The sequence below is a fragment of the Microbacterium sp. genome (assembly GCF_047972865.1).
Classification (GTDB): domain Bacteria; phylum Actinomycetota; class Actinomycetes; order Actinomycetales; family Microbacteriaceae; genus Microbacterium.
This window is the reverse complement of sequence record NZ_JBKEAY010000039.1, coordinates 1-16,751: the sequence shown is the minus strand read 5'-3', so window position 1 is coordinate 16,751 and position 16,751 is coordinate 1. Positions and strand designations below refer to the sequence as shown.

Here is a 16,751-nt window from a genome sequence, read left to right as displayed (position 1 = left end):
TGTCCGGCGCCGCTGGCGGCGTCGGTCTCGGTCGCGACCGGGTTGCTGATGACGAGGTGGCCGACGGCCGTGTTCGAGGCGGGCACGTGGTAGAACCGGTGGTTCACCTCGGGGGCGCCGCCGCCGAACTGGTCGTCCATCGCACCGCGCGCGATCAGCCAGTCGACGAGCTCGATGCCCTCGGACCCGGCCTCGTCGACGTACTCCAGGTGGTGCCATTCGGTGAGGCCCAGCGGGTCGGCGATGAGGTGGTCGAGGAACGCGTTGTCCCATTCGGCGTTGATGAGTCCGGCGCGCGGACCCTGCAGCTGGTGGCTCATGCCACCGGTGCCCCAGATCTGGATGTTGAGCTCGGGGCCGTCCCACTTGTCGAGGGCGCGGCGGATCGCCTTGCCGAGCTCGTAGCAGCGACGCCCAGACGGAACCGGGTACTGCACGACGTTGACGGCCAGCGGAATCACCCGCACCGGCCATTCTTCGGGCTGGCCGTACACCAGCGACAGCGGCACGGTGAGCCCGTGGTCGACGACCATCTCGTTGACGAGGGTGAGGTCGAAGTCGTCCTGGATGACCGACTGCGCGATGTGCGCGGCCAGCTCCGGGTACCCCTTGACGTCGGGCACCGGACGGGGGCCGTAGCCTTCATCGGCCACCTGGTACTCCGCGCCGGTGCCGAGCACGAACGTCGGGATCAGCGACGAGTCGAAAGCGGTGGCGTGGTCGTTGTAGACGACGATGACCACGTCGGGAGTGTTCTCCTTGGCCCACTGGCGAGTCCACTCGTAGCCGTCGAAGACCTTCTTCCAGTACGGTTCTTCGGTCTTGCCGAGGTCCATCGCCGCGCCGATGGCGGGGACGTGCGGGGTGAACAGCGCCGAGGTGTACTTCGCGGGCGCGTTTGGCCGCATGGTCTCGGCCTTCTCGCCGGGCTCCGGAGGGGTCCAGCCGTCGAGGTCCTTGAGACGGTTTCCCTCGGGACGACGACCGCCCGAGACCATCATGTCGCGGTAGGCCGCCTCGCTCATGCCGGTCATCGAGCCGGCCATCTGCTGGAAGCTCAGCCCGTGGGTCGCACCCAGCTTGGCGAGGAAGTAGATGTTCCCGCCCTCGGCCATCGCCGCGTTGAGGTCGAGGTCCATGATCGCCTGCTTCTGGGCGTCGTTGAGGGGCCACTCGTCGATGTAGGCCTTGCGATCGGCGAGGTAGCGCTCGCGGTTCTCGGGCTTCATCATCGACATGCAGAACTGGTTGAGGTGGTACCCCTTCCGAGCCTGCTCGGCATCGAAGATGATCGTGCCGGGGATGTCTTTGTACGGCTTGTCGAGTGCCATGTCATTCTCCTTCTGGCCAGTAGAGTCGCCGCGGGTTGTCGACGAGCAGCTTGCGCTGCGCCTCCGACGTCGTGGCGACGTGTGGGATGTAGTCGACCAGCAAGCCGTCATCCGGCATGTGGTCTTTGAGGTTCGGGTGGGGCCAATCGGTGCCCCACAGCACGCGGTCGGGGAACTCTTCGACCACGCGTCGGGCGAACGGCACCACGTCGGTGTACGCGTTCTGTTCGCCGTCGAGAGCCCGGGGACCGGTGTTGCTCAGCCTCTCCGGGCACGAGACTTTGGTCCACACGTTCGGGTTCTCGCGCAGGAAACGCAGGAACAGGCCGAACTCGGGACCGTCCGGATCCTTGCTGACATCGGGTCGGCCCATGTGGTCGACGACGACGTCGGTGGGGATCGCGGAGAAGAAGTCGTAGAGGTCGGGAAGATCTTCCGCCTCGAAGTAGATCACGACGTGCCACCCAAGCGGCGCGATCTTGGCCACGATCTCGTCGAGCGAGTCCGTCGGCGCCCGGTCGACGAGGCGCTTGACGAAGTTGAAGCGGACGCCGCGCACTCCGGCGGCGTGCAACTGGGCGAGCTCGTCGTCGGTGACGTCGCGCCGAACCGTCGCGACGCCGCGGGCACGGCCGCCGCTGCGGCCGAGGGCGTCGACGAGCGCTCGGTTGTCGGCGCCGTGACAGGTGGCCTGCACGATGACGTTGCGGTCGAATCCGAGGTGGTCGCGCAACGCGAACAGCTGGTCGGCGGAGGCGTCGCACGGCGTGTATTTGCGCTCGGGTGCGTACGGGAACTGCGCTCCCGGCCCGAACACGTGACAGTGTGCGTCGACCGCTCCGGCGGGCACCCGGAAGCGCGGGGTCGACGGACCGTCGTACCAGTCCAGCCACCCCGGGGTCTTCTCGAACCCGCCGCTCGTGTCTCCGTGCGCCACCGTCAGTCCTCCACGTACTCGAGGCCGGCGGCGGCGAGCGGCTCGCGCATGCCGTAGATGTCCAGGCCCAGCACGCCCTCGCGGAACTTCTGGCGTTTGGCCTCCTCGTTGTCTTCGCGCTGCTGGCTGGCATCCGCCACCGCGCCGACCAGGGCACGCGGGACGACCACGACGCCGTCGACATCGGCGACGACGACATCGCCGGGGTGGACGAGCGCGTTGGCGACGACGACATCGACGTTGACCGAACCCAGGGTTGCCTTCACGGTGCCCTTGGAGTTGATCGCGCGGGAGAACACCGGGAAGTCCATCTTTTCGAGGTCGGCGACATCGCGCACTCCCCCGTCGATGACGAGCCCGCCGCAGTCGCGGGAGCGCAGCGAGGTCGCGAGCAGTTCGCCGAAGAAGCCGTCTTCGCTCTCGGTGGTGCACCCCGCCACGAGCACGTCGCCGGCCTGTACCTGCTCGGCCGCAACATGGAACATCCAGTTGTCACCGGGCTGCAGCAGCACCGTGACCGCGGGCCCGCACAGCTTCGCGCCCTGATAGGCGGGCCGGACGTAGGGGCGCATCAGTCCGACGCGTCCCATCGCTTCGTGGATGGTGGCCACGCCGAACTGCGACAGGCGCTCCACGTCGGCGGGGTCGGGTCGCTCGATGTTCGTGCGAACGATGCCGAGGTTGTTCAGGCGCATGGTGTTCCTCTCAGAGTCCGCGTGCGGTCAGGGCCCGGTCCAGGCGCGGATACACCCGGCGGGCGTTGCCCTCGAAGACCTGGGCGCGCTGGTCGTCGGTCAGGCTGGTGGTGGCGTCGACGTACCGCTTGGTGTCGTCGAAGTAGTTCCCGGTGCGCGGGTCGACGTCACGGACGGCGCCGATCATCTCGCTCGCGAACAGGATGTTGTCCGCGGGGACCACGCTTGTGAGCAGATCGATGCCGGGCTGGTGGTAGACGCAGGTGTCGAAGAAGACGTTGCCGAGCAGATGTTCTTCGAGCTCGGGCTTGCCGAGCGCCATCGCCAGGCCTCGGAACCGGCCCCAATGGTACGGGACAGACCCTCCGCCGTGAGGGATGACGAACTTGAGGTCGGGGAAGTCGCGGAACAGGTCGCCCTTGAGCAGCTGCATGAACGCCGTGGTGTCGGCGTTCAGGTAGTGGTCGCCGGTGGTGTGGAAGACCGGCTTCGCCGACGTGGACACGTGGATCATCGCCGGGAGTTCGTATTCGACGAGCTTCTCGTACAGCGGATACCAGGAGCGGTCGGTGAGGGCGGGCGCGGTCCAGAACCCCCCGGAGGGGTCGGGGTTGATGTTGACGGTGACGGCGCCGAGTTCTTCGACGGCGCGGGTGAGTTCGGCCACCGAGGTCGCCGGGTCCTCCCCGGGGGACTGCGGCAGCATCGCGCCCATCGCGAAACGGTCGGGGAACAGGTCGCGCACGCGAGCGCACAGGTCGTTGCAGATGCGGGCCCAGGTCTGGCTGACGGCGAGGTCGCCGATGTGGTGCGCCATGAACGACGCCCGCGGGCTGAAGACGGTCACGTCGCTGCCGCGCTCGTTCATCAGCTTGAGCTGGTTGGCCTGGATCGTCTCGCGGATCTCGTCGTCACTGATCTGCAGGGTGGACGGATCGGGTGCGTCGCCGTCGCCTTTCGTGAAGGCGATCTGCTGGTCGCGCCAGGCTCCCAGCTGAGGCGGCGCTGTCGTGTAGTGGCCGTGGATGTCGATGATCAACGAGTGTCGTCCTTGTCACTGGTGGTGGCGGTGTGCCCCTACGAACGATGCGAACATGTCGCCCCTTATCCCATGACTCTAGGCGCGTCGGCCGCTATGGTCCAATAGATATACTTGCCAGCATCCATAGAGGGGATCGATGCATGGCCGTGCCCGATCTGAATCAGCTGCGCACGTTCGTCGTGCTGTACGAGTTGCGCAGTCTGACGGCGACCGCAGCGCTGCTGCACGTGACACAGCCGACCGTCAGCTACACCCTGGCGCGGTTGCGCGAACGGTTCGGCGACGATCTGTTCCGCCGCGAGGGTCACGTCATGGTGCCGACGGCGCGGGCGACGCAGTTGTTCGGCCCGCTGCACGAGGCGCTCGCCCAGATCGACGCGACCGTCAGCGACACCGACGTCTTCGATCCAGCGGGTTTCACGGGAGAGCTCACGCTGGGTCTCACCTCGATCGGCGAGCAGACCTTCCTGCCGCCGATCATGGTCGCCCTCGCCCGCGAGCGGTCGACCGCTCGGCTCGACGTCAAACGTCTCGACGCCGACCAGGTCGAGGAGTCGCTCGTGCGCGGCACGCTCGATCTCGCCCTCACGGTCTCGTCGATGGACGCGTCCCGACTGTGGCGGACTCCCGTGCGCAAAGTGGAGTACGTCGCGCTGTCCTCCGGCGAGCATCCGCTGCCGCCGACCGGGCCGGACATGTTCGCGGGGCGCGGGTTCGTGCGGGTGTCCTCCCGCGGCGGCCACGTCTTTCCGCTGCAGGCGCTGCTCGAGCACGGCCTCATGCCGCAGGTGGCGCTCTCCGTCGAGGAGTACGGCACGCTCCCCGCGCTCCTGGAGGCCACCGACCTGGTGTCGCTGCTGCCGCGTCACGTCGCGGAGGTCTTCCGCGGCTGGTTCCCCGGTCTGCGCATCGCCGACCTGCCCTGGCCGGGGCAGAGCACCCCCGTCGCGCTGTTCACCCGCCGCGAATCGGGACTGTCCCCCGTGCAGCGCTGGTTCCGCGACGTCGTCTTCGACGCGGTGAGGGAGTCGTAGCGCGGCGCACGCCGGGGGTGGGACGTCAGTCGATCCGAGAGGCGCGAATCTGCCGGATGCGACCGGAGCCGCCCCAGGCGCGGTCGGCGGTGAGAACGTCGACGTTGAGCCGATCGCCCAGCGCCAAGCACAACCGGTCACCGAGCGAGAGCCCGTTCCCGGTGTGCCACCGAGCAGCGGCGCGGTCGCCGTCGGCGCGACTGACGGGTTCGACGACGATCCCGTAGCCGTCCAGGAGCGCACGGGCGAGATCCCAGTCGGCACCACGCGACCGTACTTTCTGGGCGACCTCCGACCAGTTGGCCGCGCCTATCACCGCTCCCGCTTCGAGCGCGGCCTCGACGAGGTCGGCTCCGGCCTCGCCCTGCAAGAAGGCAAGGACGGCGGAGGCGTCGAGCACCGCCGTCATGCGGCGTCGTCATCCTCGCCGAGTGCGTCCGCGCGGCGCTGTTCGATCAGGTCGTCGACGAGACTCGGGCCGCTCAATTGGTCACGCACGATCGCCTTGGCCTGATCGCGGGTCGCGACGACGACGCCGCGGTCGGTCTCGATGAACATCAGCGACGTGCCCTGCTCCCAGTGCTGGCTCTCGCGCAGCGGCAACGGCACCACGAGACGCCCGCGATCTCCCACCGCCGCAGTGTGAGTGGTACTCATAGAGCGATGGTACCACCGGCCCGCGTGTCCGTTCAGCGTCGGGTGCGGTTCCAGCTGGCCTTCGCCGGGGTCAATGGGGTGCGCACGTGGATCGCCCACGTCGAATGCGGGTGGATGCGCAGAACCGCGGTCTCCCAGAACGCACGCGCCTCCTCCGAGAGCTTCGGCAGCACGGCATCCTTGTCGACCTCGTCCTCCGGCTTGGGACGAAGCGTCTTCCACACCAGCTGCACCTCGGGGGCGCCGGTCGGGATGCCGTCGATCTCGGTGACGGCGCGGTCCCACGGCAGCTGCAGCCGGGGGTCACGGCGATACACCCACCGATCGGCGGTGCCGTCTTCGATGTTGATCTGCAGCACCCACGCGGCGCGTTCCGGGTCGTAGACGCGCACCGAGGGGACGCTCGCGTCGGGGGCATCCGCCCATGCCGTCACCGTGCTGTCGTCGACGATCCAGGCGCTCAATCCGTCGGGCAGGTCCGTGATGAGCTGCTCGACCGAGGCGGCGATGGTGCTGACGGTGGCGTTCTCACGCTCCTGCAGCGGGGAGCCGTGCCACTGGTCGTAGGCGCTCTCGGCCGACAGCCACCAGCGCACGTCGGTGCCGGCGAGCAGTGTCGCGACCTCGGGCGTCGGGAGCAACGTCCAGGCGGTGTCGGCGTTGGGTGCGGATTCAGCCATGCGTCCTATTCTGCCCGAGCGTCAGGACGGGATGCTGTCGACGAAGCCCCGCAGTGCGCGGACCAGCCGGTCGGGTTCGGTCACCATCGGGAAGTGTCCTGTCGCGATCTCGGCGATCTGCCACCCCGGCTCGTCCCGCACGAGCCGCCGGATCGAGTCGATCGTCGGGTACGCCGGATCGGTGCAGTCGACGAACAACCGCGGCAGCGACCGGACGAGCGCGCCGTCGTAGTCCAGCGGCACCCGGTACATGCCGAAAGGGTGCAGCACGTGCCGACGGCACAACCACGCGGCATCCTCCGCGCTCAGCGCGAAGCCCTCCGTGGGATCGGGCGGCGGGAGGGCGTTGTCGTGCTCGGCGGCAGCCGCCAGGCGCGCCTCGGCGATCTCTGGCGGGTGGGCCACGCCCCAGCCCTCCCCGGGGCGCGGGTACATGGCATCCACGTAGACCAGTCCGCGAAGGGCCCCGGGTCGCGCCTCCTGCAGCTGCGCGGCGGCGCCGGTGATCACCATGCCGCCGTAGCTGTGCCCGACCAGGATGATGTCATCGAGCTCTTCGGCCTCGACCAAGCCGATCACGTCATCGATGTGGGTCTGCAGTGAGATATCGGGCCGGCGCAGGTGCGCGCGTTCGCCGTCGCCGGTGAGAGTGACCGCATGCACCTCGTAGCCGGCCTCGCGCAGCGGCCCGAGGATGCGGCGCCAGACCCACGCGCCGCCCCAGGCGCCGTGCACGAGAACAAGGGCCGGTCTGGATGCGGGCATGGAGTGCTCCCCTCGACGTGGTTCCCGCGCTCGCGGGCGGACGTGTGGAGGCTACCAGGATGCAGCGGGTTCGGACACCGCGGCAGCGTTCCGCGCGACGCACCCGTGATCAGACCGTCGGGTCGCTGCGCACAGTCACAAACTCCACGTCCCACAGATCGGACAGCGAGACTCCGGCTACGCGGTTGAAGAGCTCGAGGTGTTGTCGCTCGTGGTCCACGAACCCATCGTCCGAACCGTCGACCTCGTCGAAGACCTCCTCGACATCAAGCGGTTCGCCCTGGTCTTCGGCGATCTCACCATCCATGAGCACACGAAGCCGTTCCTCGCCTCCTCGCGCCTCCCAAACATAGGTGTCAGACACGCTGCTGACCACCACGGTGTACACCTGGCGACCGAGTGCCTCCGCAAGTTCCTTCGACGCTTGTCCGCCGATCGAATCGATCAGGACGACCCGATCCCCGACCTGCGTCCCCATCACGTCCATCGAGTGCTCGGCCTCGTCGAACGGCATCGGCGTCGAGTCTTCGACCCCGACCTCGGCCAGCGTCGTCCCCTCGATCACCGACAGCGCGATATTGACACCCATCGACTCTCCCCTTCGTGATCCACCACGATGACCCTACTCACGAGTCCCGACACGCGTCGGGCGTTATCCCCATGAACCCGCTCAGAACCGCGGACAGAAACTCACGAAAGGTCTCGAAGGCGTCGACGAGATCGCCGGAGGGCTTATCGAGTCTGAGATACTTCGCGCTCACCGTGTCGTAGACGAACCAGTCGATGTTTCCGTCTCCGAGGAAGGTGTAGCGAGTGTGTTCTGGAAGCTCGTGCCAGAGCAGGTTGCACGCGATGAGGGCACCGTCAGCCGACGGGTCCCGCGGGTCGATGTCGACGCTCAGGTCGGCATCGGTCCGGTAGAGACGATTGCCGTCGTACTCGACGCCGTTTTGGACGTCCCAGAACTCGATGACCTCCGAGGGAATGGTCAACCCGTATGCCCGCTCGGCCAGCGCCACGAGAGCACGTGCATTGTCCGCCGGCAGCGGCGGCACGTCTCCAAACTCCGCGTTGAGATCGTTGATCCGTTGCAGGCTGTCCCGCCACGTAACCCTGACCCGCTCCACGCCAGAACGCTAACACGGTCCGCCGCACCTGGTGGCGACGAACGGACGAAAGGGCCGCCTCCGCAGCATCGGAGATTGCCTGGCCGAACATGGCCGAAGCTGGCGCAAATTCCACGACTTCCCGTACTCGCGCGCCGCGTCAACGTCGACGAATCGAAGGCCCGTGGGTACGACGTCGTATCGACGGCCACCGCGATCGGGGATGCGCCGGCATCTGAACAGGCCCTGCGCAGTCTCCTCAAGCCGGGTCAGCGACGCATCCACTTCAAGCGTGAGAGCGACAGTCGACGCCGCCAGATCCTCTCGCGCATGCGCGCTCTCGACATACGCGTATCCGTGTGGGTCGTCAAGCATCGGTCAGACAAGGACGCGCGGCCGCTATCCCTCGGTGCACTGGCTGAGGAGGCCGTCCGCGCTGGCGTGGTGCACCTGATCATCGAACGAGACGAGTCCGTCGAGCGCGCCGACCGCCGACTGATCGCGGAGGCGATCCGCCGTGGTGGATCATCGGATATGCAGTACCGGCATGTCGCTCCACACGAGCATCCGCTGCTCCGGGCGAGTGACGCCGTCGCATAGTGCTACTCGAACGGCGGCGACTGGATCCGTCGCGTCGATACGATCGTCGATTCCCGAGTCACCCGGCTGCAGAAACACGTGAGCCTGGCTCGTCATACCGTCCGGAAGACTGCCAGGCCCCGAGGGGCTATTGCCCGCCGTGCTACACATATGCCTCGGTGGGTCCGTGACGGGCCTGCGACGTGTTCTCGACGCCTCAACCGTCACAAAACCGCCACAACGGCCGTCGCAGCATCCCGTGCTCCCCTCGCGGGGATACGACAAATACCCGATAAATCGGGGGTTTTCATCTGCAGCAAGAGCGGGGCTTGAACTCGCGACCTCACGATTATGAGTTAGTTGCAATGCAGTTCCGACTGCTCACTGACGCTCATTCGTCGCGAAATCCCGCGGTGCGAGTGCTCACTGGTGCTCGTTGCTCATGACGGATTTTACCGCGGTTCCCGGCACACTCCCGGCACAGGTGCCTGTGGCAATGCGGCCACCGCCGCGAGGGATCGTACACAACAAGGAATGGCCCGGCGTCGAAGATCTGTTCTTCACGTCGCGGTGAACGTCGTCACAGCGCTGCGATCGCGGCACTGACGACGCGTGCCGCCTCTTCGGGGCTCACCTTGATGAACCCTTGATGTCCGAGCGAATCTTGCCAGGCGGAGTTCGTTGGCAGCTCAACGAACGACACGTTCTCGACGGTCGTGTACTGCCCGTGGCGGCCGAACAGCTGCGCCGCCTCGTCGTTGATCCGGCCGGCCTGCGCCAGCGCCCACAAGTCATAGAGGTCGCGCGACACGCGTCGGTCCGTCCACGCAGCGAGCTTCGCTGCCACGAATGCCGCCGGAGTCAGGACCCGCAGCCGCGCATCAGGCGCGTCGGTGTAGCGCTGCTCGATATCGACCACCTCCGTCGGCCACCTGGGATAACCCTCGGACGTCAGCAGCTGGACCTGGATGCGGATCCGCCCTACGGCGAGTACCGACGGGTCAGGATGCCGCGTCTCGCCCAATCCTGGCGTGAATACCGCAGTGCCGAGGGTGCGGCGGAACTGCCGCTCGATGACCCTTTGGATCGCAGCACCGGTCTCCCTGCGATCGCCGAGAGCAATGAGGTCGATGTCTTCCGAGAGCCTGTGCTCCGCCAGCAGGGTTCGAGACAAGGCTGTACCACCGAAGAACACAACGCGGTCGGTGCCGAGCGTTGAAATCGCCGCCAGCGCGTGCGAAATGACATGGTCACGGACGACCTGCTCCGGCGAGACTCCGAAGCGCGCCATGACCGCATCTCGCTCACGAGCGTCAAGAACCCCCTGGATTGGCGGGCGCTCAGCCATGGGCGATCCCGTCTCGCTCAAGTTCACCCATCATCTGACGGACGGCGTCGTTGGCCCGCCCCATCCGCTCCACGACGTCAGCCAGATCCTCGACATGTACCTGGCCGCGCAACACCGCCGCGGCGGCGACGGCTTCGTCTGGCACGCCGCCCTGCTTCGGTTTCATCAACAGGTCGTACATCGTCTGCGCCGGCGTGGTCACCAGTCCGTCCCCGAGCTCGGTCGGTTCGACGGCTACGTCAAGCTTGTTCAAGTCGCGCGGCACAAGATGAAGCGTCCCGCCCCGCTCGAGCTCGACAGGTGCCCGGCCCGCAGCCGGCACCGCAACCGTGGTGACGGCAAGCGCGCGGGGAATCGCCGCCCAATACCGGGCGGCACCGATGCCCATGAGCACTGCGTTTCGGTTCCCGAACCGGGCCGTCGCCACTGCAAGGCCGCCCGTCTCGACCGTGGGCTGCCATGTCCGCCCATCCTGCCCGCCGGGCGGCGCCGCATATACGCCCTGGGCGAGACGCGTGATCGCGCCATGGTCCACGAGCGCGTCGAGCGTCCGCCACACGTTGGTCCCGAAATCGCGTAGTTCGACGTATCGAAGAGTGCGCAACGGAGCTCGCTCAATCGCACGGATCAGGTCAAGATCAGTGGCCATCTCCAACCTCCGTCGGATTTACTTATGCTCAGTATACGCGTAACGTATATTGAAACTCAGTAACTCGCGCGGATCAGGTGAGTAGGGTTGCTGCACGACGAACAGCGGCGACATGACGAGCCGAGAAGCGGCACTGAGCGAAGGATCCCTATCCGGGCATTGCACGCATGAGGAGCCTCGTGGGCAGCTCGGCGTCCTATCCCAAGACGGCGGTGACGGCGTCGGCTGCGATATTGACAGATGTCGTCGAGCTGACCATCGTTCCTTGGACGATCGCCCAAACGTTCTCATCGAGTGCGTAGCCAAGGTAAGTTCCTATACCTTCGGGGACCCCTTTCGAGAACATGGCGATGTCGCCGCGCGTGGTGTGTTCGTACTTGTCTGACGCTTCAAGCGCAGACACAAGCTCCGATGCCGACGCCGCATCGACTGCGAGAAGGATCACGTAGAAGCCGCCGTCGGAATACGGGATGCCGTAGCTGCAACCGACCGCATCGGTCGCGGTTTCGAACGTCTGACGTGCTGCCGGCCCCAGCACAGACGGCGCCTCGATCGCATCGAGGGTGCCGGGGCCTTCCACCCGGTCGTCGTTGAGAGTGACACGGATCTGCTCGAGACTAAGCAGATCCGCGCAATTCGGTACTGCAACCGTCTCCGACGATCGTGTGGGATCAGGTGTCGGTGTCAAGCTCGGTGTCTCAGCGGCCAGCGACACGCCGTCTGTGTCGGGCGATGCCGACGAGACGGTGCCAGGCGGCTTTGCTGAACATCCGCAAAGCGCCAAGAGCAGTGCTGTCAGAACTGCGATCCGGACACGGCGCGAGGGCATGCCCGATCTTATCGACCGGCGCCACTGGCTACCGTGGGGCAGGATCCTCTTGCTGGCATTGCGCGACAGCGGGAGGGTGTTGGGCATGGCCACCGCGGGGCCAAGCGCGCTAGAATTCTGTACATGACGGTACTTTCTCTAGCAGACGCGCGGGCATCATTGAGCAAGCACATCGAATCCGCGGCGACCACGCATGAGCGTTTCGAGATCACCCGCAACGGTGCTCGGGTCGCGGTGCTGATGAGCGCCGAGGATTACGACTCGCTCGCGGAGACGGTGGACATCCTGAGTAGCCCTGACGAGGTCGCAGAGTTGCGGACCGCGATCGCCGAGCTCGAGTCGGGCGATGTGTCGTCTGCGGATGAGGTTCGCGCGGCGATGGTCGCGCGCGGTCGGCTCGCCGAGTGAGCGTCGCGTACGAAGTCGTTTTCACCCGATCGGCCAGGCGCGCGCTGGAGATCACGCTCCCAGAGGCCGTGGCGGCAGCGGCCTTCGAGTTCATCGTCGGCCCCCTGGCAGGGAACCCGCGGAGAGTCGGGAAGCCCTTGCGTGAGCCGCTCGCGCCGCTGTACTCAGCTCGCCGGGGCGAGTATCGAGTGCTGTACCGGATCGAGGACGATCGCCTCATCATCGAGATCGTCACCATCGAGCACCGCCGAGACGCCTACCACCGTCGATAGACATCGGCTCGCGCAGCCAAGGGAAGACCCCGCCGGCAACGCGGCGGAGCCGATAGGTTCAGAAGAGGTGAGCCTCGCAGGTGGCCAGGAACGCCGTCCGGCGTTTCTGGAGTTCCCGGTGGACGGTGGCGCGGGAGACGCTGAACAGTGCGGCGACCTCCGCCTGCGTGTACTCGCCCCGGTCCTGAACCTCGAACAGCAGCTTGCGTTGCGTCAGCGAGAGCTTTAGCTGCTTGCCCTTCAACCTGCCTTTCGCCTTGGCGACTGCCATTCCCTCCTTGGTTCTCATGCTGATCAAGTCGCGTTCGAACTCCGCGACCATCGCGAGAACGTTGAACAGCAGCCGCCCGACCGGATCGGTGGGGTCGTATCGGCTGCCGCCAAGGCTCAGCGCGACCCCCTCCGTCGTCAACTCGTCGGCGATGTCCCGCGCGTCCTTCACCGACCGGGCCAGCCGGTCGAGCTTGGTCACCACGAGGGTGTCGCCCTCACGGACGGCGGCGAGAGCTTCGCGAAGGCCGGGCCTGGCTCGGTTCGTGCCGGTCAGCCCATGATCGACATAGATGTTCGCATCGCGAACTCCCATGCGCAGCAACGCGTCGCGCTGGGACGTGAGGTCTTGATCAGTGGTCGAGACCCTGGCATATCCAATCTGTATTCCATCCATCCGCTCAGCCTCTCAGGGGATCTTGAGTGTCACTTCGCTCGGATCCATATCCGGGCAGTGCACGTTGGTGGGGCGTCGCGGGCGGGCGGCGCAGCCTCGGCGGGGACGTGGTTGGTAGTCTTGCCGGTGCCGCGCACGAGTTGAGGAGGTGGTACCCGATGAACGTATCGACATGGGTGCTCCTCGCTGAGGTCACGGTCGGGCGATAGAGGGCCCGGGAGCGCCCACTCCCTGGCATCCCGAAAGGCACCCTCGTGCGATTCACCTCTGACCCGCGACTCGAAGACGGACTTCTCGAGCGCAACTTCACCCGCGACGGCATCCCCGGCATCCTGTGGGCGCCGGATTCCGCCTCCCCGGCGACACCCGTCCCGCTGATCCTGCTCGGCCATCCCGGCGGACCGCAGCAGATGCGACCGCGCCTGGCCGCCCGCGCTCGGCGCAGCGCCGCGGACGGGTTCGCCACCGCCGCGATCGAACTCCCGGGAGGCGGGGACCGACCCGCGCTCCCTGCGGTCGACGAGGCACGCGCCGACCTACGCCGCGTCCTGGCGGAGGGCACCTCGGTCACCGACGACATCGTCCGGCGGCTCATCCTCCCGCTCGTCGAGGCTGCGGTGCCGGAATGGCAAACCGTGCTCGACGCGCTACTGGCGCTTCCCGAGATCGGTGGACCGGTGGGCTATTAGGGTGGGCCGATCGCAATAGGCATCCGTCTCGCACGTGTCGATCCGCGGATCGTTGCGGCCGGTCTGTTCGCCGGCAGTTATGTTCCGGCGGAGATGATTGAGGAAGCCCGCGCCGTCTCGATCCCGCTCCACGTCCTGCTGCAGTGGGACGATCGCGGGCAACGACCGCCAGATGGCGCTCGACTTGTTCGACGCCACGCAATGTTCAGGGCGTTGCCGGGCCCGAGCCCGATTCGGGAGGGCACGGTGAACCGCGGTTTCCCGAACGCGAACACGTGCCCGGTGTCCAGTTCGGCGATGGGGTCGAGAACGAACTCGCGGATGGCGTCGCCAGGCGGGGTCATGCTGGCCGTGACCCCGGACGAGTGCCATGGGTAGAGCTCGAAGAAGACGCCGTCCGCGGTGGGTCAGGACGGGTCCCCGAGCAGCCGGCGGGCGAACGCGAATCGGTTCTGGTAGAAGCGATTCGGTCCGGCGAACGTCTCCCAGTCGCTGCTCGCGTAGGGGACACCGGCCGCCCAATCGTGGTACCTGGTGCGCGTCAGCTGTTCGAAGAACACCCCACCGGGCGATTGGAACTTCGGGACCGCCGCACCCGGATTCAGCCCGAGCATGACGATCGGTGCATCGTTGCCAAGCAGGCGGCCGGTGTAGGGCTCAGGGAAGACGTCGAGTCGGGCTTCGCCGTGACCCGTGCCGCGGTAAGAGTTGAACCATGGCAGCAACGACGTGGGGACGTCCCGATCGCCGGCGATCCAACGGCCGATGAGTTCGTCCCAGAAGTCCACGAGGCCTCGCAGGTCCGTCATGACTCGACCATAGCGACCAACCATCGGTTCGACCCGCCACGTGCCCGGCGGCGGTGATCGGCTGGCGACGCGCTATTGAGCGTTGAACCGCCCAGACCAGGAGCGCGAGGACTCGGAGCACTGCCACGGTGTTCGTGATGGTTGGCCGCGCGCCATCGGCTGTTCGCAGTGTCGACCAACGGCCCGCCCCGCGCCGACCCTTACGGTGAGAAAAAGCAGCGAGGTCGGCTCGGCAGACCGACAGGGATGAGGACGATATGGCCAACACGCAGGCCGGCTGGTATGAGGACGGCTCGGGAACGATGCGCTGGTGGGATGGTCAGAAGTGGACGGACTCCGTCCAGCCGCCAGCCCCCAAGGAGCCGGGATTGGAAGGGATTCGGTAACGCGGAGGCGACGGAACAGGCCTCAGCCGGTCGAAGGACATGCACACCCGTGCGAACGGCGAAGGAGGGTTATGCTCAAGAGCCGTGTCTCCGGAAAGCCCACGATGGCGACGAAACCCGCCTCTCCAATTCGCCCGCAGGTCGGTGCTCGTGCGCGCATCGATCCAGGCGTGGACCGCTACGTGACCACCACGACCGTCGATGTGTCACATACCCGGTGCGAGGTGAAGCACGATGATGGCGCCTCGAACGGGCGCTCGTGCGTGCAGAGCGCCGCCCGGGAGCGTTTGCCCAATAATCGCGAGGTCACGCGGAGTGACGCCCTCTCCAGAAGTCGCACTGAGTACTCGTTGGTGCTCATTGGTCGACACTGAAGCGTCCGCGTGCGCATGCCGGGGCCCGTGTGCCGGGAGATCTGCTGTCCTTGGATGCCGTTTTTCCCGGCACACTCCCGGCACAAACCGAGTCTCCGCCCGCGGGCCGAAACCGCGAGCAACGCAAAAACCCCCGGAATTCCGGGGGTTTTCATCTGTAGCAGGAGCGGGGCTTGAACCCGCGACCTCACGTTGGGTGCTCAAGTCTCGACCCACCTCGAGATCGTTGGACGGGACATGATTTGTCTGGTTGGCCTGGGGTTATTCCGCGTCGAAGATGAGGTGCAAGGCGTCCGGGATTCCGAGGAGCGCCGGATCGGGTGCAATTGTGATGAGTTCCCACGCGCATCAATTCTCGTCAGCGCCAGAGGCTGGACGCTTCCCAGCCGGCGGGGGCACCCATCGAAGTGAGCTCGAGGCCGCTGCCTGCGGGGAAACTGCGCACGACCGCTGGCAGGAGTCGCGTGTTCGCGCCAAGGGTGTTCTGCGCGAGGTGCTGAAGGAGCGAGAGCATCGCGAAGGTGCTGTCCTTCGCCGACTCAATCGCGTCGAAGCCCGGGTACGTGCCGCGACGCGGAAGCTTCGGCGTCAGCGAGTAGTACCGGTTGTACAGGCGCGAATGGTGCGCGCACACGTTCCGGACGACGTTCAGCGCCCGGATCCACGACTTCAGCTGCGCGGCGTTCAGCCCGAAGGCACGTGCGACTTCATCGCGGACACCGAGCGGCGCGAAGCTGAACAGGTACGAGAGTGCTCCCCAATCGAGGACGTCGACCGCTACCCAGATGGGGACGATCGAGCTTCGCTTCTCGCGGTGGTGGACGATGAACTCCTCACGGGAGTCCTTGACCTGCCGGTCGAGCTTCGCGATCCAAACCGGGTAATCGGACGCGCGGTCCACAGAGAGCAGTTCGGGCTTACGGTGGATCATCGGATCGACCCCGCCAAGGTGATACCCGAGCAGCGCGCGGAGGTAGGTCTCGACGTGCTGAAGCGGTCCGAACGCTGCAGCGCGGAGTCGACTATCGAACTCCCAGATCGCTTCGATCTGTGCGGGCGACGTACCCGGGCGGAAGCGACCCGTGCGCACGCCGCTCGCGTCCTTGAAGCGGAACGGGTAGGAATAGCCGCTCAGCGTGTAGTAGCCGACTCGCCGGAGCAGTGCCATCGCCGCATCGTCGTCGTCGATCACAATCCCGCGATCCACGAGGAGGTCGACCTGCTCGCGGTACGTCTTGTGCGGCTTCGGTTCCACGACCTCGTGCTCCGGGAGAAGAAAGACCGGCCCTGGACTCCTGAAGGAGCGGAACCGGTCGTGTTGATGCCAACGCTATCACGCCCGCCCGACATCGCGGCGGAACTATGTAGCCCAGGGTGTCGGCGGCCATGGAAAACTGCCCGTAGGCGGTCACGGGATCTGCCCGTGGGTGGCCAGGAGAACTGCCTGCTGGTGGCCATGAGTTCTGCCCACGTCTGATGGTTCCGCCCCGCGCG

The 16,751-nt window shown here is 66.5% G+C and carries 22 protein-coding genes; 6 read left to right on the top strand and 16 right to left on the bottom strand.

What is annotated here, in order from left to right; genetic code table 11:
* From ACK5KK_RS02165 to ACK5KK_RS02150, 4 genes are all read right to left on the bottom strand, one after another.
* Positions 1-1,331 (bottom strand): protocatechuate 4,5-dioxygenase subunit alpha/beta (locus tag ACK5KK_RS02165; protein WP_416888451.1); only part of this gene is annotated, 1,331 nt, incomplete at its 3' end.
* Position 1,332: 1 nt separating this feature from the next.
* A complete protein-coding gene (locus tag ACK5KK_RS02160) occupies positions 1,333-2,268 on the bottom strand; it encodes an amidohydrolase family protein (protein WP_416888450.1) in 936 nt (311 codons plus the stop codon).
* Between the two features lie 2 nt (positions 2,269-2,270).
* A complete protein-coding gene (gene ligK / locus ACK5KK_RS02155) occupies positions 2,271-2,963 on the bottom strand; it encodes a 4-carboxy-4-hydroxy-2-oxoadipate aldolase/oxaloacetate decarboxylase (RefSeq protein ID WP_416888449.1) in 693 nt (230 codons plus the stop codon).
* A gap of 10 nt (positions 2,964-2,973) precedes the next feature.
* Positions 2,974-4,002, bottom strand: a complete 1,029-nt coding sequence (locus ACK5KK_RS02150; protein ID WP_416888448.1) for an amidohydrolase family protein — start codon at positions 4,000-4,002, stop codon at positions 2,974-2,976.
* 143 nt (positions 4,003-4,145) lie between these two features.
* Here ACK5KK_RS02150 and ACK5KK_RS02145 point away from each other — a divergent pair, with 143 nt between their 5' ends.
* Entirely contained in the window at positions 4,146-5,039 is an 894-nt protein-coding gene (locus tag ACK5KK_RS02145) for a LysR family transcriptional regulator (protein ID WP_416888447.1), read from the top strand.
* A gap of 25 nt (positions 5,040-5,064) precedes the next feature.
* Here ACK5KK_RS02145 and ACK5KK_RS02140 read toward each other — a convergent pair whose 3' ends face one another.
* From ACK5KK_RS02140 to ACK5KK_RS02115, 6 genes are all read right to left on the bottom strand, one after another.
* A complete protein-coding gene (locus ACK5KK_RS02140) occupies positions 5,065-5,448 on the bottom strand; it encodes a type II toxin-antitoxin system VapC family toxin (protein WP_416888446.1) in 384 nt (127 codons plus the stop codon).
* Positions 5,445-5,696, bottom strand: coding sequence for an AbrB/MazE/SpoVT family DNA-binding domain-containing protein (locus ACK5KK_RS02135; RefSeq protein WP_416888445.1), 252 nt, complete (start codon positions 5,694-5,696; stop codon positions 5,445-5,447). The genes ACK5KK_RS02140 and ACK5KK_RS02135 overlap by 4 nt, the downstream gene beginning before the upstream one ends.
* A gap of 32 nt (positions 5,697-5,728) precedes the next feature.
* Entirely contained in the window at positions 5,729-6,376 is a 648-nt protein-coding gene (locus ACK5KK_RS02130; RefSeq protein ID WP_416888444.1) for a hypothetical protein, read from the bottom strand.
* Between the two features lie 21 nt (positions 6,377-6,397).
* The gene (locus ACK5KK_RS02125) at positions 6,398-7,141 is read right to left on the bottom strand and encodes an alpha/beta fold hydrolase (protein ID WP_416888443.1); all 744 of its coding nucleotides are present in this window, start codon (positions 7,139-7,141) and stop codon (positions 6,398-6,400) included.
* Positions 7,142-7,250: 109 nt separating this feature from the next.
* On the bottom strand, positions 7,251-7,730 hold the full coding sequence (locus tag ACK5KK_RS02120) for a hypothetical protein (protein WP_416888442.1): 480 nt from the start codon (positions 7,728-7,730) through the stop codon (positions 7,251-7,253).
* A 37-nt stretch (positions 7,731-7,767) separates the two neighbouring features.
* Entirely contained in the window at positions 7,768-8,268 is a 501-nt protein-coding gene (locus ACK5KK_RS02115; protein ID WP_416888441.1) for a YrhA family protein, read from the bottom strand.
* A gap of 75 nt (positions 8,269-8,343) precedes the next feature.
* Between ACK5KK_RS02115 and ACK5KK_RS02110 the strand changes: the two genes are divergently transcribed.
* Entirely contained in the window at positions 8,344-8,847 is a 504-nt protein-coding gene (locus ACK5KK_RS02110) for a hypothetical protein (protein ID WP_416888440.1), read from the top strand.
* A gap of 559 nt (positions 8,848-9,406) precedes the next feature.
* Here ACK5KK_RS02110 and ACK5KK_RS02105 read toward each other — a convergent pair.
* The 3 genes from ACK5KK_RS02105 to ACK5KK_RS02095 form a co-directional block, all read right to left on the bottom strand.
* A complete protein-coding gene (locus tag ACK5KK_RS02105) occupies positions 9,407-10,117 on the bottom strand; it encodes a nucleotidyl transferase AbiEii/AbiGii toxin family protein (RefSeq protein WP_416888439.1) in 711 nt (236 codons plus the stop codon).
* Positions 10,118-10,166: 49 nt separating this feature from the next.
* On the bottom strand, positions 10,167-10,823 hold the full coding sequence (locus ACK5KK_RS02100) for a type IV toxin-antitoxin system AbiEi family antitoxin domain-containing protein (protein WP_416888438.1): 657 nt from the start codon (positions 10,821-10,823) through the stop codon (positions 10,167-10,169).
* A gap of 196 nt (positions 10,824-11,019) precedes the next feature.
* Positions 11,020-11,739: a hypothetical protein gene (locus tag ACK5KK_RS02095; protein ID WP_416888437.1), complete on the bottom strand. Its 720-nt coding sequence runs from the start codon at positions 11,737-11,739 to the stop codon at positions 11,020-11,022.
* A gap of 36 nt (positions 11,740-11,775) precedes the next feature.
* On the opposite strand from ACK5KK_RS02095, the gene ACK5KK_RS02090 reads away from it, so the two are divergent.
* Together ACK5KK_RS02090 and ACK5KK_RS02085 are read left to right on the top strand one after the other, a co-directional pair.
* Entirely contained in the window at positions 11,776-12,060 is a 285-nt protein-coding gene (locus tag ACK5KK_RS02090) for a type II toxin-antitoxin system Phd/YefM family antitoxin (RefSeq protein ID WP_416888436.1), read from the top strand.
* Positions 12,057-12,332, top strand: coding sequence for a type II toxin-antitoxin system RelE family toxin (locus tag ACK5KK_RS02085; protein ID WP_416888435.1), 276 nt, complete (start codon positions 12,057-12,059; stop codon positions 12,330-12,332). The genes ACK5KK_RS02090 and ACK5KK_RS02085 overlap by 4 nt, the downstream gene beginning before the upstream one ends.
* A gap of 58 nt (positions 12,333-12,390) precedes the next feature.
* Here ACK5KK_RS02085 and ACK5KK_RS02080 read toward each other — a convergent pair whose 3' ends face one another.
* Positions 12,391-12,999 carry a recombinase family protein gene (locus ACK5KK_RS02080; RefSeq protein WP_416888434.1) on the bottom strand — a complete coding sequence of 203 codons (609 nt, stop codon included), beginning with the start codon at positions 12,997-12,999 and terminating at the stop codon, positions 12,391-12,393.
* Positions 13,000-13,253: 254 nt separating this feature from the next.
* On the opposite strand from ACK5KK_RS02080, the gene ACK5KK_RS02075 reads away from it, so the two are divergent.
* A complete protein-coding gene (locus ACK5KK_RS02075; RefSeq protein WP_416888433.1) occupies positions 13,254-13,688 on the top strand; it encodes a hypothetical protein in 435 nt (144 codons plus the stop codon).
* A gap of 407 nt (positions 13,689-14,095) precedes the next feature.
* On the opposite strand, the gene ACK5KK_RS02070 is transcribed toward ACK5KK_RS02075, so the two are convergent.
* Positions 14,096-14,497 (bottom strand): hypothetical protein, encoded by a 402-nt coding sequence (locus ACK5KK_RS02070; protein ID WP_416888432.1) that lies wholly within the window; start codon positions 14,495-14,497, stop codon positions 14,096-14,098.
* 257 nt (positions 14,498-14,754) lie between these two features.
* Here ACK5KK_RS02070 and ACK5KK_RS02065 point away from each other — a divergent pair, with 257 nt between their 5' ends.
* Positions 14,755-14,883 (top strand): DUF2510 domain-containing protein, encoded by a 129-nt coding sequence (locus ACK5KK_RS02065; RefSeq protein ID WP_416888431.1) that lies wholly within the window; start codon positions 14,755-14,757, stop codon positions 14,881-14,883.
* Positions 14,884-15,615: 732 nt separating this feature from the next.
* Here the strand turns inward: ACK5KK_RS02065 and ACK5KK_RS02060 are convergent.
* Positions 15,616-16,512 carry an Abi family protein gene (locus ACK5KK_RS02060; protein ID WP_416888430.1) on the bottom strand — a complete coding sequence of 299 codons (897 nt, stop codon included), beginning with the start codon at positions 16,510-16,512 and terminating at the stop codon, positions 15,616-15,618.
* Positions 16,513-16,751: the final 239 nt, after the last annotated feature.

Excerpts from the sequence above, each read along its gene's own strand:
- ACK5KK_RS02125 (WP_416888443.1), bottom strand. The coding sequence starts at position 7,141 with ATGCCCGCATCCAGACCGGCCCTTGTTCTCGTGCACGGCGCCTGGGGC.
- ACK5KK_RS02070 (WP_416888432.1), bottom strand. The coding sequence starts at position 14,497 with ATGACGGACCTGCGAGGCCTCGTGGACTTCTGGGACGAACTCATCGGC.
- ACK5KK_RS02080 (WP_416888434.1), bottom strand. The coding sequence starts at position 12,999 with ATGGATGGAATACAGATTGGATATGCCAGGGTCTCGACCACTGATCAA.
- ligK (WP_416888449.1), bottom strand. The coding sequence starts at position 2,963 with ATGCGCCTGAACAACCTCGGCATCGTTCGCACGAACATCGAGCGACCC.
- ACK5KK_RS02140 (WP_416888446.1), bottom strand. The coding sequence starts at position 5,448 with ATGACGGCGGTGCTCGACGCCTCCGCCGTCCTTGCCTTCTTGCAGGGC.
- ACK5KK_RS02095 (WP_416888437.1), bottom strand. The coding sequence starts at position 11,739 with ATGCCCAACACCCTCCCGCTGTCGCGCAATGCCAGCAAGAGGATCCTG.
- ACK5KK_RS02090 (WP_416888436.1), top strand. The coding sequence starts at position 11,776 with ATGACGGTACTTTCTCTAGCAGACGCGCGGGCATCATTGAGCAAGCAC.
- ACK5KK_RS02065 (WP_416888431.1), top strand. The coding sequence starts at position 14,755 with ATGGCCAACACGCAGGCCGGCTGGTATGAGGACGGCTCGGGAACGATG.
- ACK5KK_RS02120 (WP_416888442.1), bottom strand. The coding sequence starts at position 7,730 with ATGGGTGTCAATATCGCGCTGTCGGTGATCGAGGGGACGACGCTGGCC.
- ACK5KK_RS02130 (WP_416888444.1), bottom strand. The coding sequence starts at position 6,376 with ATGGCTGAATCCGCACCCAACGCCGACACCGCCTGGACGTTGCTCCCG.
- ACK5KK_RS02145 (WP_416888447.1), top strand. The coding sequence starts at position 4,146 with ATGGCCGTGCCCGATCTGAATCAGCTGCGCACGTTCGTCGTGCTGTAC.
- ACK5KK_RS02135 (WP_416888445.1), bottom strand. The coding sequence starts at position 5,696 with ATGAGTACCACTCACACTGCGGCGGTGGGAGATCGCGGGCGTCTCGTG.
- ACK5KK_RS02105 (WP_416888439.1), bottom strand. The coding sequence starts at position 10,117 with ATGGCGCGCTTCGGAGTCTCGCCGGAGCAGGTCGTCCGTGACCATGTC.
- ACK5KK_RS02100 (WP_416888438.1), bottom strand. The coding sequence starts at position 10,823 with ATGGCCACTGATCTTGACCTGATCCGTGCGATTGAGCGAGCTCCGTTG.